The following is a 15732-nucleotide window of genomic DNA, read 5'->3' on the forward strand; positions in this document are numbered from 1 at the left end:
TCCTTGCGTTCGACGTGGCTCACGCCAGCGATACCCCTTCGGACCCTCCGCGCTCCGTGAACCTGGCGCCCATCCTGGTCGACGGGCACTACGATAACGGCGTGGGCAAGTCCGATGCTGCGTCGCAGGGCGTGATCCTGGGCGGCCTGCTGCGGGACATTCCTGCCTTGCGGCCTGGCGAGATTCTGGAGGCGATTCCGGGACTGGTGGTGACCCAACATTCCGGTGAGGGCAAGGCCAACCAGTATTTCCTGCGCGGCTATAACCTCGACCACGGTACCGATTTTGCGACGCGCGTCGATGGCGTGCCGGTGAACATGCCGACGAATGGCCATGGGCAGGGGTACAGCGATATCAACTTCCTGATCCCGGAGCTCGTCGATCGTATCGATTACCGGAAAGGCCCCTATTTTGCACAGAGCGGCGACTTCTCATCGGCCGGCTCGGCCGACGTGCATTACCGCGCGGCGCTACCGGCGCCCCTCCTGAGCACGACCTACGGATCCGATGGATACCGTCGGGTGCTGCTCGCTGGCTCGACGGTAGTACCGCAGGGGCCGACCTTGCTCGGCGCCATCGAATCGATGCAGGAGGATGGACCCTGGAAACGCCCCGATCGTATGCGCAAGCTCAACGGCTTGCTCCGGCTCAGCGATGGCGACGAGCGTCGTGGGTGGTCGGCCGAGGCGCTCGGCTACGCCGCACGCTGGAATTCAACCGATCAGGTCCCGCTCGAGCTCATCCGCTCCGGAGCACTCTGTCGCTTCTGCGCGCTGGATCCGACAGACGGTGGCCGCACCGCACGCGCGATCCTGTCCGGCGAATGGCACGCACAGGACGGTGATGGCTATACGCGGGTATCGGCATATCTCGAACACTACCGACTGCAATTGTGGTCGAACTTCACCTATTTCGAGAACGACCCGGTTCGTGGCGACCAGTTCAATCAACGCGACGCGCGCAACATCCTGGGTACCGACATCGTCAAGGGCTGGCAGGGCTCCTGGCTCGGTCACGACAGTACGACCGAAGCCGGTTTGCAGGTGCGGCACGACCTCATCCACGTGTCGCTTTACGATTCGCAGGCACGCCAGGCGTTCAATACGGTGAGCGACAACCAGGTGGGTGAGACGGAGGCAGGGGTTTATCTGCAGAACACCACCCTGTGGCGTGACTGGTTTCGCAGCATCGTCGGCATCCGGGCCGACGGCATCGCGCTGGACCTTACCTCGCGCACCTATCGTCCCAATAGCGGTCATGTGGACGATCACCGCGTCTCGCCGAAAATGGCGCTGATTTTCGGACCGTTGCAGACAACGGAATTCTTCATCAACGCGGGCGAGGGCTTTCACAGCAATGACGCGCGCGGTGCTGTTGACCGCTTCGATGCACAAACGGGAGCGACGCTCCAGCGAGCGCCGGCCCTGGTCGGAAGTTTCGGCGAGGAGATCGGCGTACGTACCGAGTGGGTGCCAGGCCTGCAGAGCTCGCTGGCAGTCTGGCGGCTCAATAGCGATTCAGAGCTCGTCTACGGTGCCGATTCCGGCGGAACGGAAATCAACGGTGCCAGCCGGCGTCAGGGCGTGGAGTGGAACAACCACCTGACGTTGGGCCGTTATGTACTGATCGATGCCGACCTGGCCTGGACGCACGCGCGTTATGCCCATCCTGACGAGAACGGCGAATCCGGCGATCGCATTCCCAACGCCGTGGGCAAGGTAGCCTCGCTCGGTGTGACCCTGCATCGCTACGGGCCGTGGTCCGCGAGCGTCAAGACGCTCTACATCGGTGGCTATCCCCTGTCACAGGACGGCGCCTTGCGTGCTCCGTCGTCGCTGGTGACGAACCTGCGGCTGAGTCGCGCGTTGACGCCTCGGTTAACCCTGGTGCTCGACGTGCTCAACGCCTTCGGTCGCCGTTACTTCGACATCGCGTACGACCAGGATTATCGCGTCACGCCGACCAGTCCACTGGTCGCTGATGGCATTACCGTCCATCCAGGCGAGCCGCGGCAATACCGCATGACCTTGAACCTCGATCTCTAGGATCAGTTAGGCAGAATCGAGGCGAAGCCGGGGATCGAGACCTCGAACACGCGCTCGATGAACCAACCCGCGGCGATGGCGACGATGGTCCACGAACCCCAGCGTAGAAGACCGATCTGGTAGAACCGCGTGCGCCGTATCGCGAACGCCGCAGGAAGGAAGGCCAGCACGATCGCTTCCTGACCGATTTCGACGCCCGCGCTGAAACCACCGAGGGACGCGGCCATGGCGCCCGGCGGCAGCTGCAGCCCGGTCAGGGCACTGGCAAAGCCCAGCCCATGGATGAAACCGAAGGCAAACGCGATCAGCCATACCCGCTTGGCGACCATCGGATAGACGTTGTTGAACGCAGCGACCAGCACCGACAACGCGATGCCCGATTCCACCAGCCGGCTAGGGACGTGCACGATACCCAGCACGGCCAGCGACAGCGTGATCGAATGGGAAATGCTGAACGCGGTGACGATCTTGATGACGTCAAGACAGGCCGGCCAGAAGCTCTCAACAGGGTGCCAGACGCGGGTCGCACCAATCGGGTTCAGCGCCATCAGCGCGCCACTGCTTTCCGCGACGCTTGCTCTTCGTCGCCAGACATGGGGACCGCTACGCGGCTGCATCACAAGCACGGCAGGCAACAACAGCGAGAGCAGGAACAGGATGTGATCGGTACCCGTCCAGATGTGCCAGATCCCGTCATTCAGAAAGCTGGTGAACTCGTTCCATCGATCGGGCGTTCGCAGGTCGAGGCTGGCTTGCGGCCGATCCGGGCCAAGCACGGCGCCGGCGACACGATCGCCTGCATGGAGGGTAACGATGCCGCGATGGTAGGGGTCGATGTCTACCATCAAGGTGTAGACCACCGTCAGCCGGCTGGGGATGTTCTTGTCGCATACCGCGTCGAACAGGATAACGGCGTAAGCGCCGTCCGTATGGTCGTCGATGGCCTGTCCCGTTGCGGTTGTCTCACAGGTCAGGCCGTCGCCTTTCACGGTGAGTCTGGGCAACGCATAGCTCTCAATCGCCGTGCGGTGCGCCTGGACCTCACCCCACGTGATGGCGCCATCGTGGTTGGCGTCGATGCCTACCGCGTAATCCAGATCTCGCAAGGCGATGTCCCACTGCCCATGCATGCGATGGTCGTCAGCCCGGTCGGTGCGAAGGCTGAGATACGCGTCGCTTTCCTTGTGTGCCCAGGCACTGGGTGCAAAGGCAGCCAGTGCCACACACAACATGAAGAGCCAGCGTGTGGTGTTCATCGCCGTGCGGCTCCGTTCGTCGTCGATGGCAAGGGCTTCACCTGGGCGACAGCGATGGCAGCCTGTGCCTGCGTCACAAGGGGATTGACGGTGTCATCGGACATGCCGCTTTCCTTGATGAAATCGAGGACGTCTGCGGCGGCAGCTGGATCGTGCAAGGCGAGTGCTGCCTCCAGATAGATCCGGGCGTCCTTCGGTGCACGCTGCACGTCCCAGTTCTGCCGCGCGAGGGTCAACGCTTCCGCCGCCTTTCCGCGCACGTGGAGCAGGTAGGTGGCCTGTTCGCGCAGGAAGATGTGGTCGCCGCGTTGCGTCATGGCGGCAAAGCGCTCGTCCATCGCGGCGATATCGTCAGCGGCGCGCGGTGATTTCAGCGCGACTTCCGCGGCAACACGGATCAGGAACGAGGTGTCCGAGGTCGTGTCGTTGCCGACGAGTGCCAGGGCGTCCGCGGGGCGAGCGTGATCGAGGAGAAATTCACCGTAGTCGGCAAGCAGGAAATTGTCGCCCGGCGTCCACTGAAGCGCGCGTCGAAAATGCGCGTCGGCGACATCGACATTCCCCGTGCGCGCGGCCGTCTCCGCCATCAGGCTTTCGATCCATGCGCGAATGGTCGCCGGAGCTTTCGGGCCAGGGTCCTCGATCAGCGTCAGCAGGGCATAGGCCTGCTTCGCACGGCCATCGAGCGAGCGTAGTGACGAGGTACAGATCATGCCCATGAAATCGCCACCTGAATTGGCAAGGTGCACGCAGGCATCGTTGGCGCCACGGTAGTCGCCCTGGACCATGGCGACGGTCGCCACGGTCAACCAGGCTTGCGCGTTATCGGGAGCACGGCGAAGTATCTGCTCGAGTTCCTTACGCGCAGCAGCGAAGGCATGCCGGCTCTGCTGAATGGTTGCATGGGCCAGCATCGCGGAAATCGGTGGCGACGGCGCTTTCATATAGGGGTCGATCACAGCCATGGCGCGGCCGAGGTAGCGCGCGTCACCGGTGGATCGCCCGAAGTCGATATATGCCTGGGCGAGGACGACGGCTTTCTGTGCATTCCCAGGGTGTGCTTCGGCATCGGTGCGTAGCTGCTCGAACCGACGGACGCGTGGATCGGTCGCGGGAGGGACACGTTGCAGGACAACGGCCGGCGAATCGGGGACGTAGGGCGTGACGTGCTGGGCGACGAGGGGACCGCTGCCGAGCGCGGCGACGATGCCGACGAGGCGGAATACGCCCTTCCGTAAGGAAGGGCGTATCACCTTGGGGCTCGCCGTCTTAAAGGCGTGCATACGAGGATGTCTCAGGCGGTCGCGCTACTGCGCGGCGACTGCCGGCGTGACCGAGCCGGGCACGGGCGTATTGAGGTACGGGAAATGGTCCAGATACGTGTCAGCGGCAGAAATCTTCCCGGTGACTTGCGAGGTGGCGGCGGTGGCCCCGGCAGCACGTGCGCCGTCGGTGAGCGGCGCGGCGTTGTTCGGATCCGCCGTCTGGTCGCCGCACGTGCCGATGGTGGTGCTGCACAAGGCACCGGCTTCTGCCCGTAACGCGATATCGACCACGTCATCGTAGGGGCGGCGACCGTTCGGGAAGCCTGCGAGGTCGTTGGCAAGCACGCCCAGGTCGTTCTGCGAGGCGGCCGGGGTGGGAGCGATGGAGGTATTCAGTCTCAGCTCTTCGGCAGGCGTGACGTGCGCCGGTTGGTTCAGGCCCTGAACGCCGGTGAGGAAAACACTGACCAGATCGTTACGCGGCGTGTGGGGCACGGCGGTTCCGAACAGCGCATTGAGCAAGACCGGCACCGTCGGGCTGGTGACGTAGCTGAGGAACTGCTTGTCCTGGTTCGGCTGGCTGCCGTTGAACTTGTCCTTATCCTTCAGCCCGATCACCAGTTCGTTGACCAGGGGCGAACCAAGCCGGGATACCTGGACGAAGTCCGCGAAGCTGTACGGTTTGTCGGCGTTGTTGAGTACGCGATAGCGCGGCTCACTGGCGGTCGTCCAACCACCGATGACGGGTTGCTGCTTGGTCGCCCCCAGGCAGGTGGCGGGTACTTCCAGGGCAAGCGTCGTTACATTCTTCTGTGTCAGCGCGTTGGGTGTCGAATCGCGCGCACCGAGCGGATTGAGATTGACCAGATCGAAGATGCCACCCAGGTCGGCGACGAAGCCATCCTTGCGCTGGCCGGCAAAAACACGGCCCGGTGCCGCACAGCCCGGAATCTTCACGTTGTAAACGTAGGCGTTCGCGTAGCCCTCGTAATTGGCGATGGACTTGTTACCGATGTTGTCGACGGGCTTGGTAAAGACGCCTGAGCCATTTGCCATGTTGAGCAGGGACTGGCCGCGCCAGGCGACCGACTCGCCTTTCATCACCTCGACCGAGTACGTCTCGGTGCGATTGAGGTTGCTCTGGTCCGTGGCGGTGATGGCGCCGATGTTGATCAGCGGCACGGCCTGCGGCTTGCCGCCGGCGGGCACGGTGAGGTTCTTGTCGCGATTATCGAAGCGGAAGCGGAACGTCAGATCGGAGCGACCATTGCCGTTGCTGTCGATGTGGAAATCGTAGACCGCGTTCTCGTCGAGCGAATGGAAATTCGGTCCGCTGTAGGCATCCTGCAGGGGATCGTAGTTGGCTATCAACGTGACATAACCGTCCCGGTTCGTCTCATAACTCATGAACATGTAGAAGTCGCTGGCGTCTACCTGCGGCTGAGTGGCAATGAAAGGGGCTTCACGATGGCTGGAAGCCAGGACGGCAGCTGGTAAGGAGGCTAGCGCAACGGCCAGGCAGGTAAGCTTCAGATTCATGATGGGTCTCGCATGTCGATCGGACAGATGTGACCGGCGCACCACTCGGGCACGGCCGGCTCCCTCACACGGATCCCGCTCCCGAAATTCCGTCGACATTGCCTGCGGTTCCTGCCTCGCATTCAGCACATTCGACCCCCCGGTCAGACTTACCGTTCCGTCGGCAGTCCATGGGTTTACGTCGAGGGCTCGGAGAAAGATGCAGCTATCGGACAAATAGGCTATACGGCATAGGCCAAAAGGCGTAGCGGCGCGTTGCGGGTACCGATGGACGCCGGTGTTGGACCAAGGACGAAGTAAGAAGGACGAAGTAAGAACGTTGTCGCGCGCGAAGTAACGCTGAAATTTGACCACCTCACCTTCCATGGTAAATGGGGCGATTTCACCTACCATCGCTCAATGGTAGTGATGGGGTCACCTTGCTCCCAGGCGTCGAGATAGACATAGGTAGCGGATGCGAATGAAGAGCAATAAGCGGATAACGCACGCCTACTGCATTGAAGCGGAGGAGGTTCTTCCGATAACGGGGGCCATGCTGTTCTATTTCGCCAGACCTGAGCGCGGCGCCTTGAGCTTCCTCTGCTCAACCGACACCTGCCGGAAACGAGGCGTCAAGGTCACCGGGGTGAACTATCACGTCCCACCCCAGGAGCAGACCAAGCATCAGACCGCTCACTATCGAGCCAATCCCGTGGACGATCATGACGCGTCATGCGAGTGGGTAGGAATCGAGGGCGATGTGGGGCAGAGGCTGCCTGGCGAAACAGATCGTCAACTGGAAGAGCGTAAGGCCAAGCTGAAGCTCAACGATTTCATTGATGTCTTCGACCCCACGGAGGCCGGCCCCGAGCAAGGAAATGAACCACCCGATGAGCAGCTTGACGCCGGGGAAGGAGGCGGCGTTCGTCGGAATAGCAGGAGCGGTCGACCTTCGCCGATGAGGCATAGCACCAATAGCCTGGAACGGCTTGTGCAGTGCTATCGGGAGGCGAAAGATGAGCTATCGAAGGAAGAATTCGAAGCCCTGACGATCCAGGTCAAAGGGCTCGGTGAGGTATCGCTGCAGTCCTACTTTCGCCCGATCGAATGGGCCCGCCTGGGAGTGAGTGATCGCGTGCTGTTTGGCGGTGCACGGTACAAAAAATACGGCGCGGGTTTCAGTTTCACTTTTTTCGATAAGCATCAAGGCAAGCCCATATCGTTGTACGTTAAGTCTGCCACCATCAATGCCTATCGCTATCGTCGCTACTGGTTCGAACTCTTTGAGCAGGCGGAAAACGTGGCGTACTTCAGAGTCTATGCACTTGGAACGCTGAAGGAGCGCGAGGACGGAAAGGGATACGACCTTTCCGTCGACGACTTGAGGCACCTGGCTATCGTGCTTGGCCCGCAGAAGGCCGCCGAGCCACCACGTGAGTGACAGCACGAACGGGTAGCCAATACGACTATGGCGTCCACCCCTGAACCGGAAACAACGTGCCGATCGTCGACGGCGGCGGCGCCGCTGTCACGTCACAACCCGCAAAGGGTTTGGTGGACGCCGCAACCAGGCTGAAGTCGTACGGCGCCGTCCACTGAACCTTGAAGTACCTCGGTAGCGTGCCCTGGTCCGCGTCTTGGTTGTAAGCAACCTGCCACAGAGACGTGGAGCCGCGGCAACGCCTGGCGCTGCCGTCGTACTCGCCGGTGATATAGCTGTGTTGCTCTGCCGCGTGCAGCTGCGCCAGGGCGGTCCTGTCGGCGGAGGGGGATAGCCAATGCGACGCTTCCGCCCAGGGTCGGGTCAGCCATTCTTCGGCGAATGCCTGTGGATCGAGCGCGACAGGCGCAACACGCTTTACGGCGTGGTTCGGCCCGATTTGATAGCGCAGGACATGCGGTCGGACCAAGGCAGTGCCGTCGATGCTGGGGCCCATGTACTGGACCAGCAGGTCGTGGTTCGTGAGGTGTGCTCCGGCAACAAAGTCATCGCCCATGTAGAGGCTGTCCTGTCGATCAATCAGCGCAGGCGGTGTCGTCGTCTCCCTGGATGCCTGCCACAACTTCGTATAAAGGCTTTGCCAGTTCGACGAACACCAGGGACTGTAGCCGAGCGTCGTGACGAGGGGCGGCGGCGCAGGTTCGTTCCATGCGGTGTCGTACGAGGATGTCTGGATCGAAAGAAAATGCTGGGGCTGGTACTCGTCCTTGCCATACCGGTCCTGCTCGATGCTGATCAGGAGGTGCCAATGGTGATCCAGCCTTTGTTCGTAGAGGTACGCCGACTGGTCGAAACCGCACTGCATCCCCACCCCGGTCACCACCAGAAGGTAACGATAGTCGAGGGGGGCCATGCGGATCTTGTCGAGGTACCCTCGTTCGCTTTCCGTGTGCGAGGGATCCCCGCACCGGTATCCGGACGATTCCGGCTGGCCGCACGTCAATCCTGCGTCGTCGAGCGCCTGCGTCAGTCGCGCGCTCAGCGCCGTCAGATCGTCGGGATCCATGTTGTAGACCGTGCCATTCCCCATGCTCGCGCCCGGTACCGGGGGCAATTGCTGCTCCACCCATTCGCGCAAGGCGTGCTTGACCGGCGTGAACTCGGGCCCGGCGTTCCGCGCCTCGTCTATGCCACGGGAGTGGCGTATCTTTTCGAGCTGCGTTGCCAGTGACGAGAGGTCGGGCGTCGTCGCCCAGACGGGAGATGCGATAAATCCGACCGCGATTCCCGCAAAAACCATGAGCAAACGCATGGAGAGTCCCTGGGTGGTTTCTGTGCCGATTATCTACAAAGAGGGAAAGATATGTTTCTCAGGTCATTGGGTGCGGGAATCGTTGCGCTCGCCGTAGTCATGCTCGTGGCATCCCTTTATGGCCTGCACGGGGTGTCCGCTACGGGCCGCGTTGTCGCGGCAACGTTGCCCCCGTGGCGTCATGACGTGGACATGCAGGGGTGGAAGGCCCATCTGCAGGCCTATTGGGTGACCTGGGTCGTCGCCGCCGTCACGGCTGGCATCGGCGGAGTGCTCTTATTGAAGCGCCGCGCGGCGGGCCTGACACTTTTCGTTGCCGCGTCGGCCATCGTACTTTTCTACCCCGTTGGGGTTTGGGTGTTCTTTGGCGAGTCGTATCCGTTCGAGATGTTGAGCTATACGAACGCGGCTGTCGCCCTGTCGTTTCTGTGCCTGGCGGTTGTCGCACGCGTCGTGCTCCTTCGCAGGCCAGTTCGCTGACAGGGTGGTCGCTCGAAACGAAGGCTATCCCGGCGACGCTGCCGGTGCCTCGATGCTCTGCCACTGTCCTGTCTCGTCTTCGCTGCGCACACGAACGGGTACGCGGCGGCTTCGAGCGATCGTTTCGGCCAGCGCCATGGCGAATCGCAGCGATTCGGCCTGGGTGGCGAATTCGCCAACGGGCTGGCGATCCTGAAAAACCTTGAAGGGAGCAGAGCCGCCACTCGCTTGCGGTAGGTACAGGGTGATGGTGCTTCCAAGGTCACGGGCTTCCATGGCTGCTCCTGCCTAGGCCATCCGGGCGACGGCCCGGTGGACCTCGGCTATGGTCTCGTCGAGGGCCAGGTCGATCTCTCCAGGTGAAACGTTCTTATCCGACAGGCGCATGGCCAACACCCCTGCCATGGCGGCCGGACCGGGCAATGCCGCGGACCAGCCGAGGTTGCGGATCTCACAGGCCCATCGGTGGGCGCGTAGGGGGTCCTGAGCGCCGACCGCGTCCTCCAGCAAGCTCGTGTACCTGAGCAGTCGGTGCGAGAGCGACCTGTGCTGGGGCGACTCGATGCCAGTCCGATCCGCGCTGCCGTCAGGGGACCGGTTCGTGAGGAGGTGAGTTGGGGTACGAGTTGTCATGGCCCCATCGTCGGGGCCGGGGCGTGAAACGAACGCCAACGGCGGTGGGTGCGTGACTGACCTTGGCACGCCACCGTCGCTTCATCCAGGTTGCCCAGTCGGATGATCGACCGAGAACATTCGTGCCGCAACGAGAACAGCACGCAGCTGCCGGCCCATCTCCGTCAGCTGATATTCGACGCGCAGGGACTTGCCGGCGTGTTCGACGCGCGCGACGAGACCATCCTCGGCAAGCTCGCGCAGGTGCTGGGTTAGTACCTTCTGCGAAATACTTCCCAGGTCACGCTTCAACTGCAAGGTACGCAGGGTCGGGTCGGCAAACAGCCTGAACAGTATCGGCAGCTTCCAGCGCCCCTGGACCATGCGTACGACTCGCGTCACGTGCGCCGCCGATCCCGCCGGACCCAGACACACATCGGGAGACTCCTGGGTGGTGGGCACCTGAAAGTGCGTAGTTGTCGGAACTGTCATGTGGGGCCACCGTAGCGAGATATTAAAAACGACGTGGGGTTTCGGTATGGATCTGCAATTACAGGGAAAGGTTGCGCTGGTGACGGGCAGTAGCAAGGGCATCGGCGAAGCTATCGCCAGGACACTGGCCCTGGAGGGGGCGACCGTTATTGTTCACGGGCGCGACAAGGCCCAGGCCCAGCGGGTTGCTGCTGATATCCTAGCCTCGGGCGGTCGGGGCCACGTCGTCGTCGGGGATCTCACGTTTGATGAGCAGGTGCAGCGCATCGTCGAGGAAGCCGGGGAACGTGCCGGTCCTGTCGACATCCTGGTCAACAACGCCGGTGGTTCCGGCGGCGTGAAAGAGAGCTGGGCAACCACTGAGCCTGCTTCCTGGACGACGGCCTATGACCGAAATGTGTTGTCTGCCGTACGCATGACGACCCGACTGTTGCCGCAAATGCAGGCACGGCGATGGGGGCGGGTGGTCAACATCTCGAGCCTCGCCGCAACCATGGCGCCTGCCTCTTCTCCCGGCTACGCCGCCTGCAAGGCGGCGATGAATGCCATGACTTCGTCACTGGCCAAGGCGGTCGCTTCGAGCGGGATCACCGTGAACGCTATTTCGCCCGGTACGATCCACAGCGACGCGCTCGATGCGCGCTTTCGCGAGGTTGCCGCGGAGAAGGGATTGGCGGACCGGGACGCGCCGTGGGACGCCATCGAGCGCGCGGTCCTTCCGCTGTTTGCCGAGGTACCCGTTGGCCGAACGGGAGAGCCGGAAGAGGTCGCACGTGCTGTAGCTTTTCTGGTGAGCCCGTTGGCCGGGTACATCACCGGGACTAATCTTCGGATTGATGGGGGACTTTCGCCGGTGATTTAGTTACGTTACCAATAACCAGGGAACACGATGGAAGCTATGAAGCATCTGGCGCTGCCTGTTTCGATCACGTGGCTCTGCCTTTTGAGCGTTTCCTTTGTAGCGTCGGCGGGAACAGTAAAGGTCGAGACCACGACCATCTCAACGGACGTTTGCAGCGTCTTGAAGAACCCTCGGGCGTTCGTTAACCAGGTGATTCGCGTTCGAGGATTTGTCTACCTCGGCGAGGATCATATGAACATCGCTGACAGGCTATGCGCTGGCCGGGGTATTGAGTTGATGATCAAAACGGAAGCGGTTATGAAACATAAGGATATTCACCACTTCTATGTCCAGATGAACCGGCAGGGACGGCACGGCATAGCGACCATAACGGGCCTGTTTCAGCTTGATCCCGATCCGGTGACGCCCTATGTGCTCAACATTCAACACGTGAAGGATGTGGTGCCCAGCCATTAAGTGGGTGGCGCTATCGAGCCATCCATCGACGGTAACGGCTCCCAACATAGTGTCACGCGGCGGCTCGAGTTGAAGGAAGCCCTCGCCCAGGAGCAGCAACAGTTGGCGATGGTATCGCGGCGTGCATCCCATGACGAATCCGCACAAGTGGAGACGCTCATGCTCCAGTCGGCGGTTAGCACGACCTCGAGTGGGCTGGCCACGGCGTCCGCCGAGCTCGCCCCGGCGATCCTGCAGGAGGGAGGGGACCGCGCTTTCGCGGCCGATCCAGCGATCGGATGATCACGGCAGTCACCATCATTCGGACAGGTGGGCGCCTTACAAAAGACACGTCCCCGGACGGGACTGACGTTACGCTTCATCCGACTGACCCTGCGCATGGACTGCTCAAGATGAATTCTGTGACGATCTGTCATTGGCCGGTGCGGCTGGTAGTGCCTGGATGCCTCCTGGCAGCCGCACTCTTACTGTCCGCTTGCAGCGCCGACCAGGCCATCATCTGGGAGGCCCACTCACGGTCCCCCGACGGTCACTACCAGGCCAATGCGGCAACCACCCAGCAGAGCGGGCCGGGTAATGCGGCGCTCTACACCGTGGTCAAGCTAAGCCAACGGGACGACGACGAGGGTTTCGACATTGTCACGCTTTCCCATAAAAGCACGCGCGAGCTGACAGGAGGTGCCGTGACGATGAGGTGGGTCGATGGGAAGACGCTGAACGTGGCGTACGAGCCGTCGGCGACGGTAGACTTCCAGGCGATTAAAGGCGCCGGTGTCACCATCGAGCTCGTGCCGCGCTCCCGCTGAGGTGAGCTGTGAATCGAGCTTGGCTTTCGGTAGATGGCCTCAGGGAGGAGCGTATTTGTGAAGCTTCAAAGACTGGGAATCCTCATGGGCTGCCTCATGTGCGTCTCATGCAAGGTGCGCGATTTCGGCTGTCTCTCCAACGGCTATTGGGTGGCCGCTCCGAGTCATGCTGAAATGGGCATTTATGACGTGACGGGAAACAGCGTCCTTGAACGTTACGTTTCGCAGGTGGGACTCATGAAGGAGTACATCGTCGCGACCTGCCTCGTGCGTCCCGGTGACAAGACGGTGCCGCTTCCGGGTGAAAAGCCATGCCGTGGCTTCAACGTCATTGATACCAAGACAACGCAAGTGTGGCGTGGCCTGACCGAGGCGCAGGCCGAGGAGGTGCTCTTAAAAGCTGGTTTGAGGATGCCCGAACTCCACTACGCGAATACGTGGTTCAACCAGGATTGGCCGAATGGAGATCCATCGGCTTTCTGCCGTGCGACGTTTCACGACAATCCGGTGCCACGGGAGTAGGCGCGAAGATGCCGAAGAACGCGGCGGTTCAACGATTGAGCTTCACCCGTTCATCAAAGTCGCGCGCACGAGGTCGGATGTTCGAGAGCAGCAGGGCGAGAATCCTGGTCATGGCTTGGTCGACAATATTTGAACGAGGCTTTCATCGTTCTGGTTATGGTAAATAATGTCCTTTATCCGCCAGCCGGATCGCGTCTGGACCGTGATGTATTCCAGGCGGATCGTTTCGCCGTCGCTCGGGTACTTGAACGAGACAGCCACACGATCCGAACCTGACGGCTCTATCTCCAGATCCGACGCGGAAGGGTCCTGCGAAGCGAACATCAGGTTGAAGCCAAGGTTGCACTCGTCGCCCTGGTTGCGCTGCACGCAAGCGGCATCGTTCGCCAGAAGGGACGCCAGCGTCCCGTCGAAGTATTTATTCAGAACGGCAGTCGGTTGCTCCGAGAGAGGCGCCCCGAACGTGGCGTCAGAGGGGCCCAGGGCTTCCCAGGCGAAGTCCTTGTAGAGCTTGGCAACGACCGCGGACGGGCCATTCGCATGCGTCATGTCATGGGCAAGCAACGCAAGGGGTGTCGCGAGGCCGGTCAGGAACAGGATCGTGCGTACCAGGATATTCACTTTTTGCTACCCTTTCGACGGGTGAGAAAGAATCAATGTGCACGTCTTCGTCCAGATGCCGCCGCTGCCGGCTCAGGGACTGTCGTCAGGATCGAATCTTAGGGGCCCTCAGGTAGGAATGTCAGCTGCACAACTTGGTTGCCTCGCCGTTGGCTATGCCTCCGTGTACACCTTCCTGGCCCGTGGCACGATTTCAAGAATCATGGATGTCGACCCTGCATACAAGGGGCGGTGGCCAAAGCCGACCTGGTTCGGCTACAGCGGAAGTACCTGGGCAGTCATGTACATCATGTTCAACATGAACCTCCCCAAGGCCGAATACCCCGAGCCGTTGCAATGGCGAATCTGGACAGCCAGAGTCATGCTGTGGCTGTGGCCCTTCGTGATCTTCCTTGTGCTGTACTTTTCGCCGCATTCAACAAGCACGTGAGGCACGCGGCGTCAGGATAACGGCGGCTCGACAAGTCCACGTGGAAACTACGTTTCAAGGTCGTTGTGACCTGGGAGCACTCATGTGAACGAGCGGAAGCGTCGTCGTGCATCGCCCCTCCTGGTGGGGTGCGCAGGTTGGTCACTCGCATCAAAGGACGCGCGGTCCTTTCCTGGGGAAGGCACGCACCTGGAACGCTATGCGAGCGTTTTTCCATGCGTTGAGATCAATTCGTCGTTCTACCGGCCGCATCAGGAAAAGACCTATCTTCGTTGGGCCGCGAGTGTGCCGGAAGCGTTTCGCTTCAGCGTAAAGATGCCGCAGACGATCACCCATGAACTGCGTCTGCGAAAGGCTGAGAAGCCTCTTCTCGGCTTTCTGACCGAGGTGTCCGGGCTGGGAGCCAGGTTGGGCTGCATCCTGATTCAACTACCGCCCAGCCTCGCACTGGATGTGAGGACCGCGAGGGGCTTCTTCTCCCTCCTGCGAAAACACACGCAGCTGCCGGTGGCCTGCGAGCCACGGCACGCCACGTGGTTCACGCCTAAAGGGGCCGCGGTGATGAGCGAAGCGGGCGTTTCATGTGTATGGGCACATCCGTCGCCCGTGGCCGCCGTCGCACCGCCTGAAGGCGACCCGACGATGCTCTATATCCGCCTGCACGGGGCTCCACAGGTCTATTACTCAGCCTACGACGATGCTTTCATCAAAGGCGTCGCGTTACGGATGCGCCAGGCGCAAGAAGCGGGCAAGGTCGCCTGGTGCATCTTCGACAACACGGCGCGGGGCGAGGCTGTACCCAATGCGCTGACGTTGATGTCTCAACTCAACGCTTGACCTTGCGCTTCTTCACGGTCGCCGCATAGCGTTCTTCGCCCTCGACGAATTTGTCGTAGTAGCGGACGACCATTTCGGCGACCTCGGTATTGATGATGTCACCATCCATCGACGGATTGTCCACGGCCATTTCGGTGGCCGCATACATCACTTCGGTGGAGAGGCGCATCGCCACGCGCAAGGCTTCCGGGTCGGCGCTCGGGTAGCGATCGCGCAGTCCTTCGTAGCTGGTCTCCGCGACATCGTCGTGCGAGTCCAGACGGATATGCCTTAGCGTGGGGACCGCGCGAAGCGCACGCATGATCCACACCGCACCCGGAAAGGCGAGCGTCGCCGCGTTGATCGCCGCCTGCATGTCGCGCAGGCCACGAATGCTGGCTTCGCGCGAGCCGTCGTAGTTGAGCGCCTTCTCCTCTTCCAGCCAGGCGCGGTAGGCCTTGTTCTGGCATTTCATCAGGCGCTCGCCGAGCTCCTTGAGGATGGCGTACTTGTTCGGGAAGTACCGATACAGCGCCGGTGGCGATATGCCCGCCTTCGCGCACACCAGGTTGGTGGAGAGTCGCTCCACCCCCACTTCGCCGAGCAGGCGCGATGTGACCTCGAGGATCAACTCGAAGGTTTCGACCGAGCGCTGCTGCATCGGCTGTTGCTTGGTGTCCAGCGGGATCGCGGGACGCGCATCGGTTTTCTTCCGACGCGTGGCGCTGTTCATGGGTCGACCTCGGCGTGGGCCTTCGTAAGTTCTCAGCGAAGACGTATTGGTTCCAGATGATACTT

Annotated in this window: 18 protein-coding genes; 9 read left to right on the forward strand and 9 right to left on the reverse strand. The window is 61.5% G+C overall.

All coding sequences use genetic code 11. The features are described 5' to 3' along the window. The first annotated feature begins 56 nt into the window (after positions 1-56). Positions 57-2045 (forward strand): TonB-dependent receptor, encoded by a 1989-nt coding sequence (locus HB634_RS00825; protein ID WP_213947048.1) that lies wholly within the window; start codon positions 57-59, stop codon positions 2043-2045. Between the two features lie 2 nt (positions 2046-2047). Here the strand turns inward: HB634_RS00825 and HB634_RS00830 are convergent, their stop codons facing one another. The 3 genes from HB634_RS00830 to HB634_RS00840 are packed head-to-tail and all read right to left on the reverse strand — an operon-like array spanning position 2048 to position 6105. Beyond that, a complete protein-coding gene (locus HB634_RS00830; protein ID WP_213947049.1) occupies positions 2048-3301 on the reverse strand; it encodes a HupE/UreJ family protein in 1254 nt (417 codons plus the stop codon). Next, the gene (locus HB634_RS00835; protein WP_213947050.1) at positions 3298-4584 is read right to left on the reverse strand and encodes a hypothetical protein; all 1287 of its coding nucleotides are present in this window, start codon (positions 4582-4584) and stop codon (positions 3298-3300) included. Before HB634_RS00835 ends, HB634_RS00830 begins: the two co-directional genes overlap by 4 nt. A 24-nt stretch (positions 4585-4608) precedes the next feature. Beyond that, a complete protein-coding gene (locus tag HB634_RS00840; RefSeq protein ID WP_213947051.1) occupies positions 4609-6105 on the reverse strand; it encodes a DUF4331 domain-containing protein in 1497 nt (498 codons plus the stop codon). A 460-nt stretch (positions 6106-6565) separates the two neighbouring features. On the opposite strand from HB634_RS00840, the gene HB634_RS00845 reads away from it, so the two are divergent. Further along, a complete protein-coding gene (locus HB634_RS00845) occupies positions 6566-7525 on the forward strand; it encodes a hypothetical protein (RefSeq protein WP_213947053.1) in 960 nt (319 codons plus the stop codon). A 25-nt stretch (positions 7526-7550) separates the two neighbouring features. On the opposite strand, the gene HB634_RS00850 is transcribed toward HB634_RS00845, so the two are convergent. Beyond that, complete coding sequence (locus HB634_RS00850; protein WP_213947054.1) at positions 7551-8837, reverse strand: hypothetical protein; 1287 nt, start codon at positions 8835-8837, stop codon at positions 7551-7553. 51 nt (positions 8838-8888) lie between these two features. Here HB634_RS00850 and HB634_RS00855 point away from each other — a divergent pair, with 51 nt between their 5' ends. After that, positions 8889-9317, forward strand: a complete 429-nt coding sequence (locus HB634_RS00855) for a hypothetical protein (protein WP_213947056.1) — start codon at positions 8889-8891, stop codon at positions 9315-9317. A 24-nt stretch (positions 9318-9341) separates the two neighbouring features. Here HB634_RS00855 and HB634_RS00860 read toward each other — a convergent pair whose 3' ends face one another. The 3 genes from HB634_RS00860 to HB634_RS00870 all read right to left on the reverse strand — a co-directional run bounded on the left by HB634_RS00860 (position 9342) and on the right by HB634_RS00870 (position 10421). Further along, on the reverse strand, positions 9342-9593 hold the full coding sequence (locus HB634_RS00860; RefSeq protein ID WP_213947058.1) for a hypothetical protein: 252 nt from the start codon (positions 9591-9593) through the stop codon (positions 9342-9344). Between the two features lie 12 nt (positions 9594-9605). Continuing rightward, positions 9606-9827, reverse strand: a complete 222-nt coding sequence (locus tag HB634_RS00865; protein ID WP_213947061.1) for a hypothetical protein — start codon at positions 9825-9827, stop codon at positions 9606-9608. Positions 9828-10031: 204 nt separating this feature from the next. Beyond that, positions 10032-10421 (reverse strand): helix-turn-helix domain-containing protein, encoded by a 390-nt coding sequence (locus tag HB634_RS00870; protein WP_213947062.1) that lies wholly within the window; start codon positions 10419-10421, stop codon positions 10032-10034. A 46-nt stretch (positions 10422-10467) separates the two neighbouring features. On the opposite strand from HB634_RS00870, the gene HB634_RS00875 reads away from it, so the two are divergent. The 4 genes from HB634_RS00875 (at position 10468) to HB634_RS00890 (ending at position 13067) form a co-directional block, all read left to right on the forward strand. After that, positions 10468-11283 (forward strand): SDR family NAD(P)-dependent oxidoreductase, encoded by an 816-nt coding sequence (locus tag HB634_RS00875; protein WP_213947063.1) that lies wholly within the window; start codon positions 10468-10470, stop codon positions 11281-11283. 27 nt (positions 11284-11310) lie between these two features. After that, positions 11311-11739, forward strand: coding sequence for a hypothetical protein (locus HB634_RS00880; protein ID WP_213947065.1), 429 nt, complete (start codon positions 11311-11313; stop codon positions 11737-11739). Positions 11740-12131: 392 nt separating this feature from the next. Continuing rightward, on the forward strand, positions 12132-12545 hold the full coding sequence (locus HB634_RS00885; protein WP_213947066.1) for a hypothetical protein: 414 nt from the start codon (positions 12132-12134) through the stop codon (positions 12543-12545). A 57-nt stretch (positions 12546-12602) separates the two neighbouring features. Further along, a complete protein-coding gene (locus HB634_RS00890) occupies positions 12603-13067 on the forward strand; it encodes a hypothetical protein (RefSeq protein WP_213947068.1) in 465 nt (154 codons plus the stop codon). A 108-nt stretch (positions 13068-13175) separates the two neighbouring features. On the opposite strand, the gene HB634_RS00895 is transcribed toward HB634_RS00890, so the two are convergent. After that, positions 13176-13688: a hypothetical protein gene (locus HB634_RS00895; RefSeq protein ID WP_213947069.1), complete on the reverse strand. Its 513-nt coding sequence runs from the start codon at positions 13686-13688 to the stop codon at positions 13176-13178. Positions 13689-13806: 118 nt separating this feature from the next. On the opposite strand from HB634_RS00895, the gene HB634_RS00900 reads away from it, so the two are divergent. Both HB634_RS00900 and HB634_RS00905 read left to right on the forward strand, forming a co-directional pair. Further along, positions 13807-14118, forward strand: coding sequence for a hypothetical protein (locus HB634_RS00900; protein WP_063570927.1), 312 nt, complete (start codon positions 13807-13809; stop codon positions 14116-14118). Between the two features lie 84 nt (positions 14119-14202). Continuing rightward, a complete protein-coding gene (locus HB634_RS00905; RefSeq protein ID WP_213947070.1) occupies positions 14203-14955 on the forward strand; it encodes a DUF72 domain-containing protein in 753 nt (250 codons plus the stop codon). Here HB634_RS00905 and HB634_RS00910 read toward each other — a convergent pair. Next, entirely contained in the window at positions 14945-15667 is a 723-nt protein-coding gene (locus tag HB634_RS00910; RefSeq protein WP_063570929.1) for a TetR/AcrR family transcriptional regulator, read from the reverse strand. The genes HB634_RS00905 and HB634_RS00910 overlap by 11 nt on opposite strands. Positions 15668-15732 lie beyond the last annotated feature (65 nt).

Source organism: Luteibacter sp. dw_328, assembly GCF_018449605.1.
In the GTDB taxonomy this organism is placed as follows: domain Bacteria; phylum Pseudomonadota; class Gammaproteobacteria; order Xanthomonadales; family Rhodanobacteraceae; genus Luteibacter.

Excerpts from the sequence above, each read along its gene's own strand:
- HB634_RS00845 (WP_213947053.1), top strand. The coding sequence starts at position 6,566 with ATGAAGAGCAATAAGCGGATAACGCACGCCTACTGCATTGAAGCGGAG.
- HB634_RS00860 (WP_213947058.1), bottom strand. The coding sequence starts at position 9,593 with ATGGAAGCCCGTGACCTTGGAAGCACCATCACCCTGTACCTACCGCAA.
- HB634_RS00885 (WP_213947066.1), top strand. The coding sequence starts at position 12,132 with ATGAATTCTGTGACGATCTGTCATTGGCCGGTGCGGCTGGTAGTGCCT.
- HB634_RS00875 (WP_213947063.1), top strand. The coding sequence starts at position 10,468 with ATGGATCTGCAATTACAGGGAAAGGTTGCGCTGGTGACGGGCAGTAGC.
- HB634_RS00835 (WP_213947050.1), bottom strand. The coding sequence starts at position 4,584 with ATGCACGCCTTTAAGACGGCGAGCCCCAAGGTGATACGCCCTTCCTTA.
- HB634_RS00870 (WP_213947062.1), bottom strand. The coding sequence starts at position 10,421 with ATGACAGTTCCGACAACTACGCACTTTCAGGTGCCCACCACCCAGGAG.
- HB634_RS00900 (WP_063570927.1), top strand. The coding sequence starts at position 13,807 with ATGTCAGCTGCACAACTTGGTTGCCTCGCCGTTGGCTATGCCTCCGTG.
- HB634_RS00830 (WP_213947049.1), bottom strand. The coding sequence starts at position 3,301 with ATGAACACCACACGCTGGCTCTTCATGTTGTGTGTGGCACTGGCTGCC.
- HB634_RS00850 (WP_213947054.1), bottom strand. The coding sequence starts at position 8,837 with ATGCGTTTGCTCATGGTTTTTGCGGGAATCGCGGTCGGATTTATCGCA.
- HB634_RS00840 (WP_213947051.1), bottom strand. The coding sequence starts at position 6,105 with ATGAATCTGAAGCTTACCTGCCTGGCCGTTGCGCTAGCCTCCTTACCA.
- HB634_RS00855 (WP_213947056.1), top strand. The coding sequence starts at position 8,889 with ATGTTTCTCAGGTCATTGGGTGCGGGAATCGTTGCGCTCGCCGTAGTC.
- HB634_RS00910 (WP_063570929.1), bottom strand. The coding sequence starts at position 15,667 with ATGAACAGCGCCACGCGTCGGAAGAAAACCGATGCGCGTCCCGCGATC.
- HB634_RS00880 (WP_213947065.1), top strand. The coding sequence starts at position 11,311 with ATGGAAGCTATGAAGCATCTGGCGCTGCCTGTTTCGATCACGTGGCTC.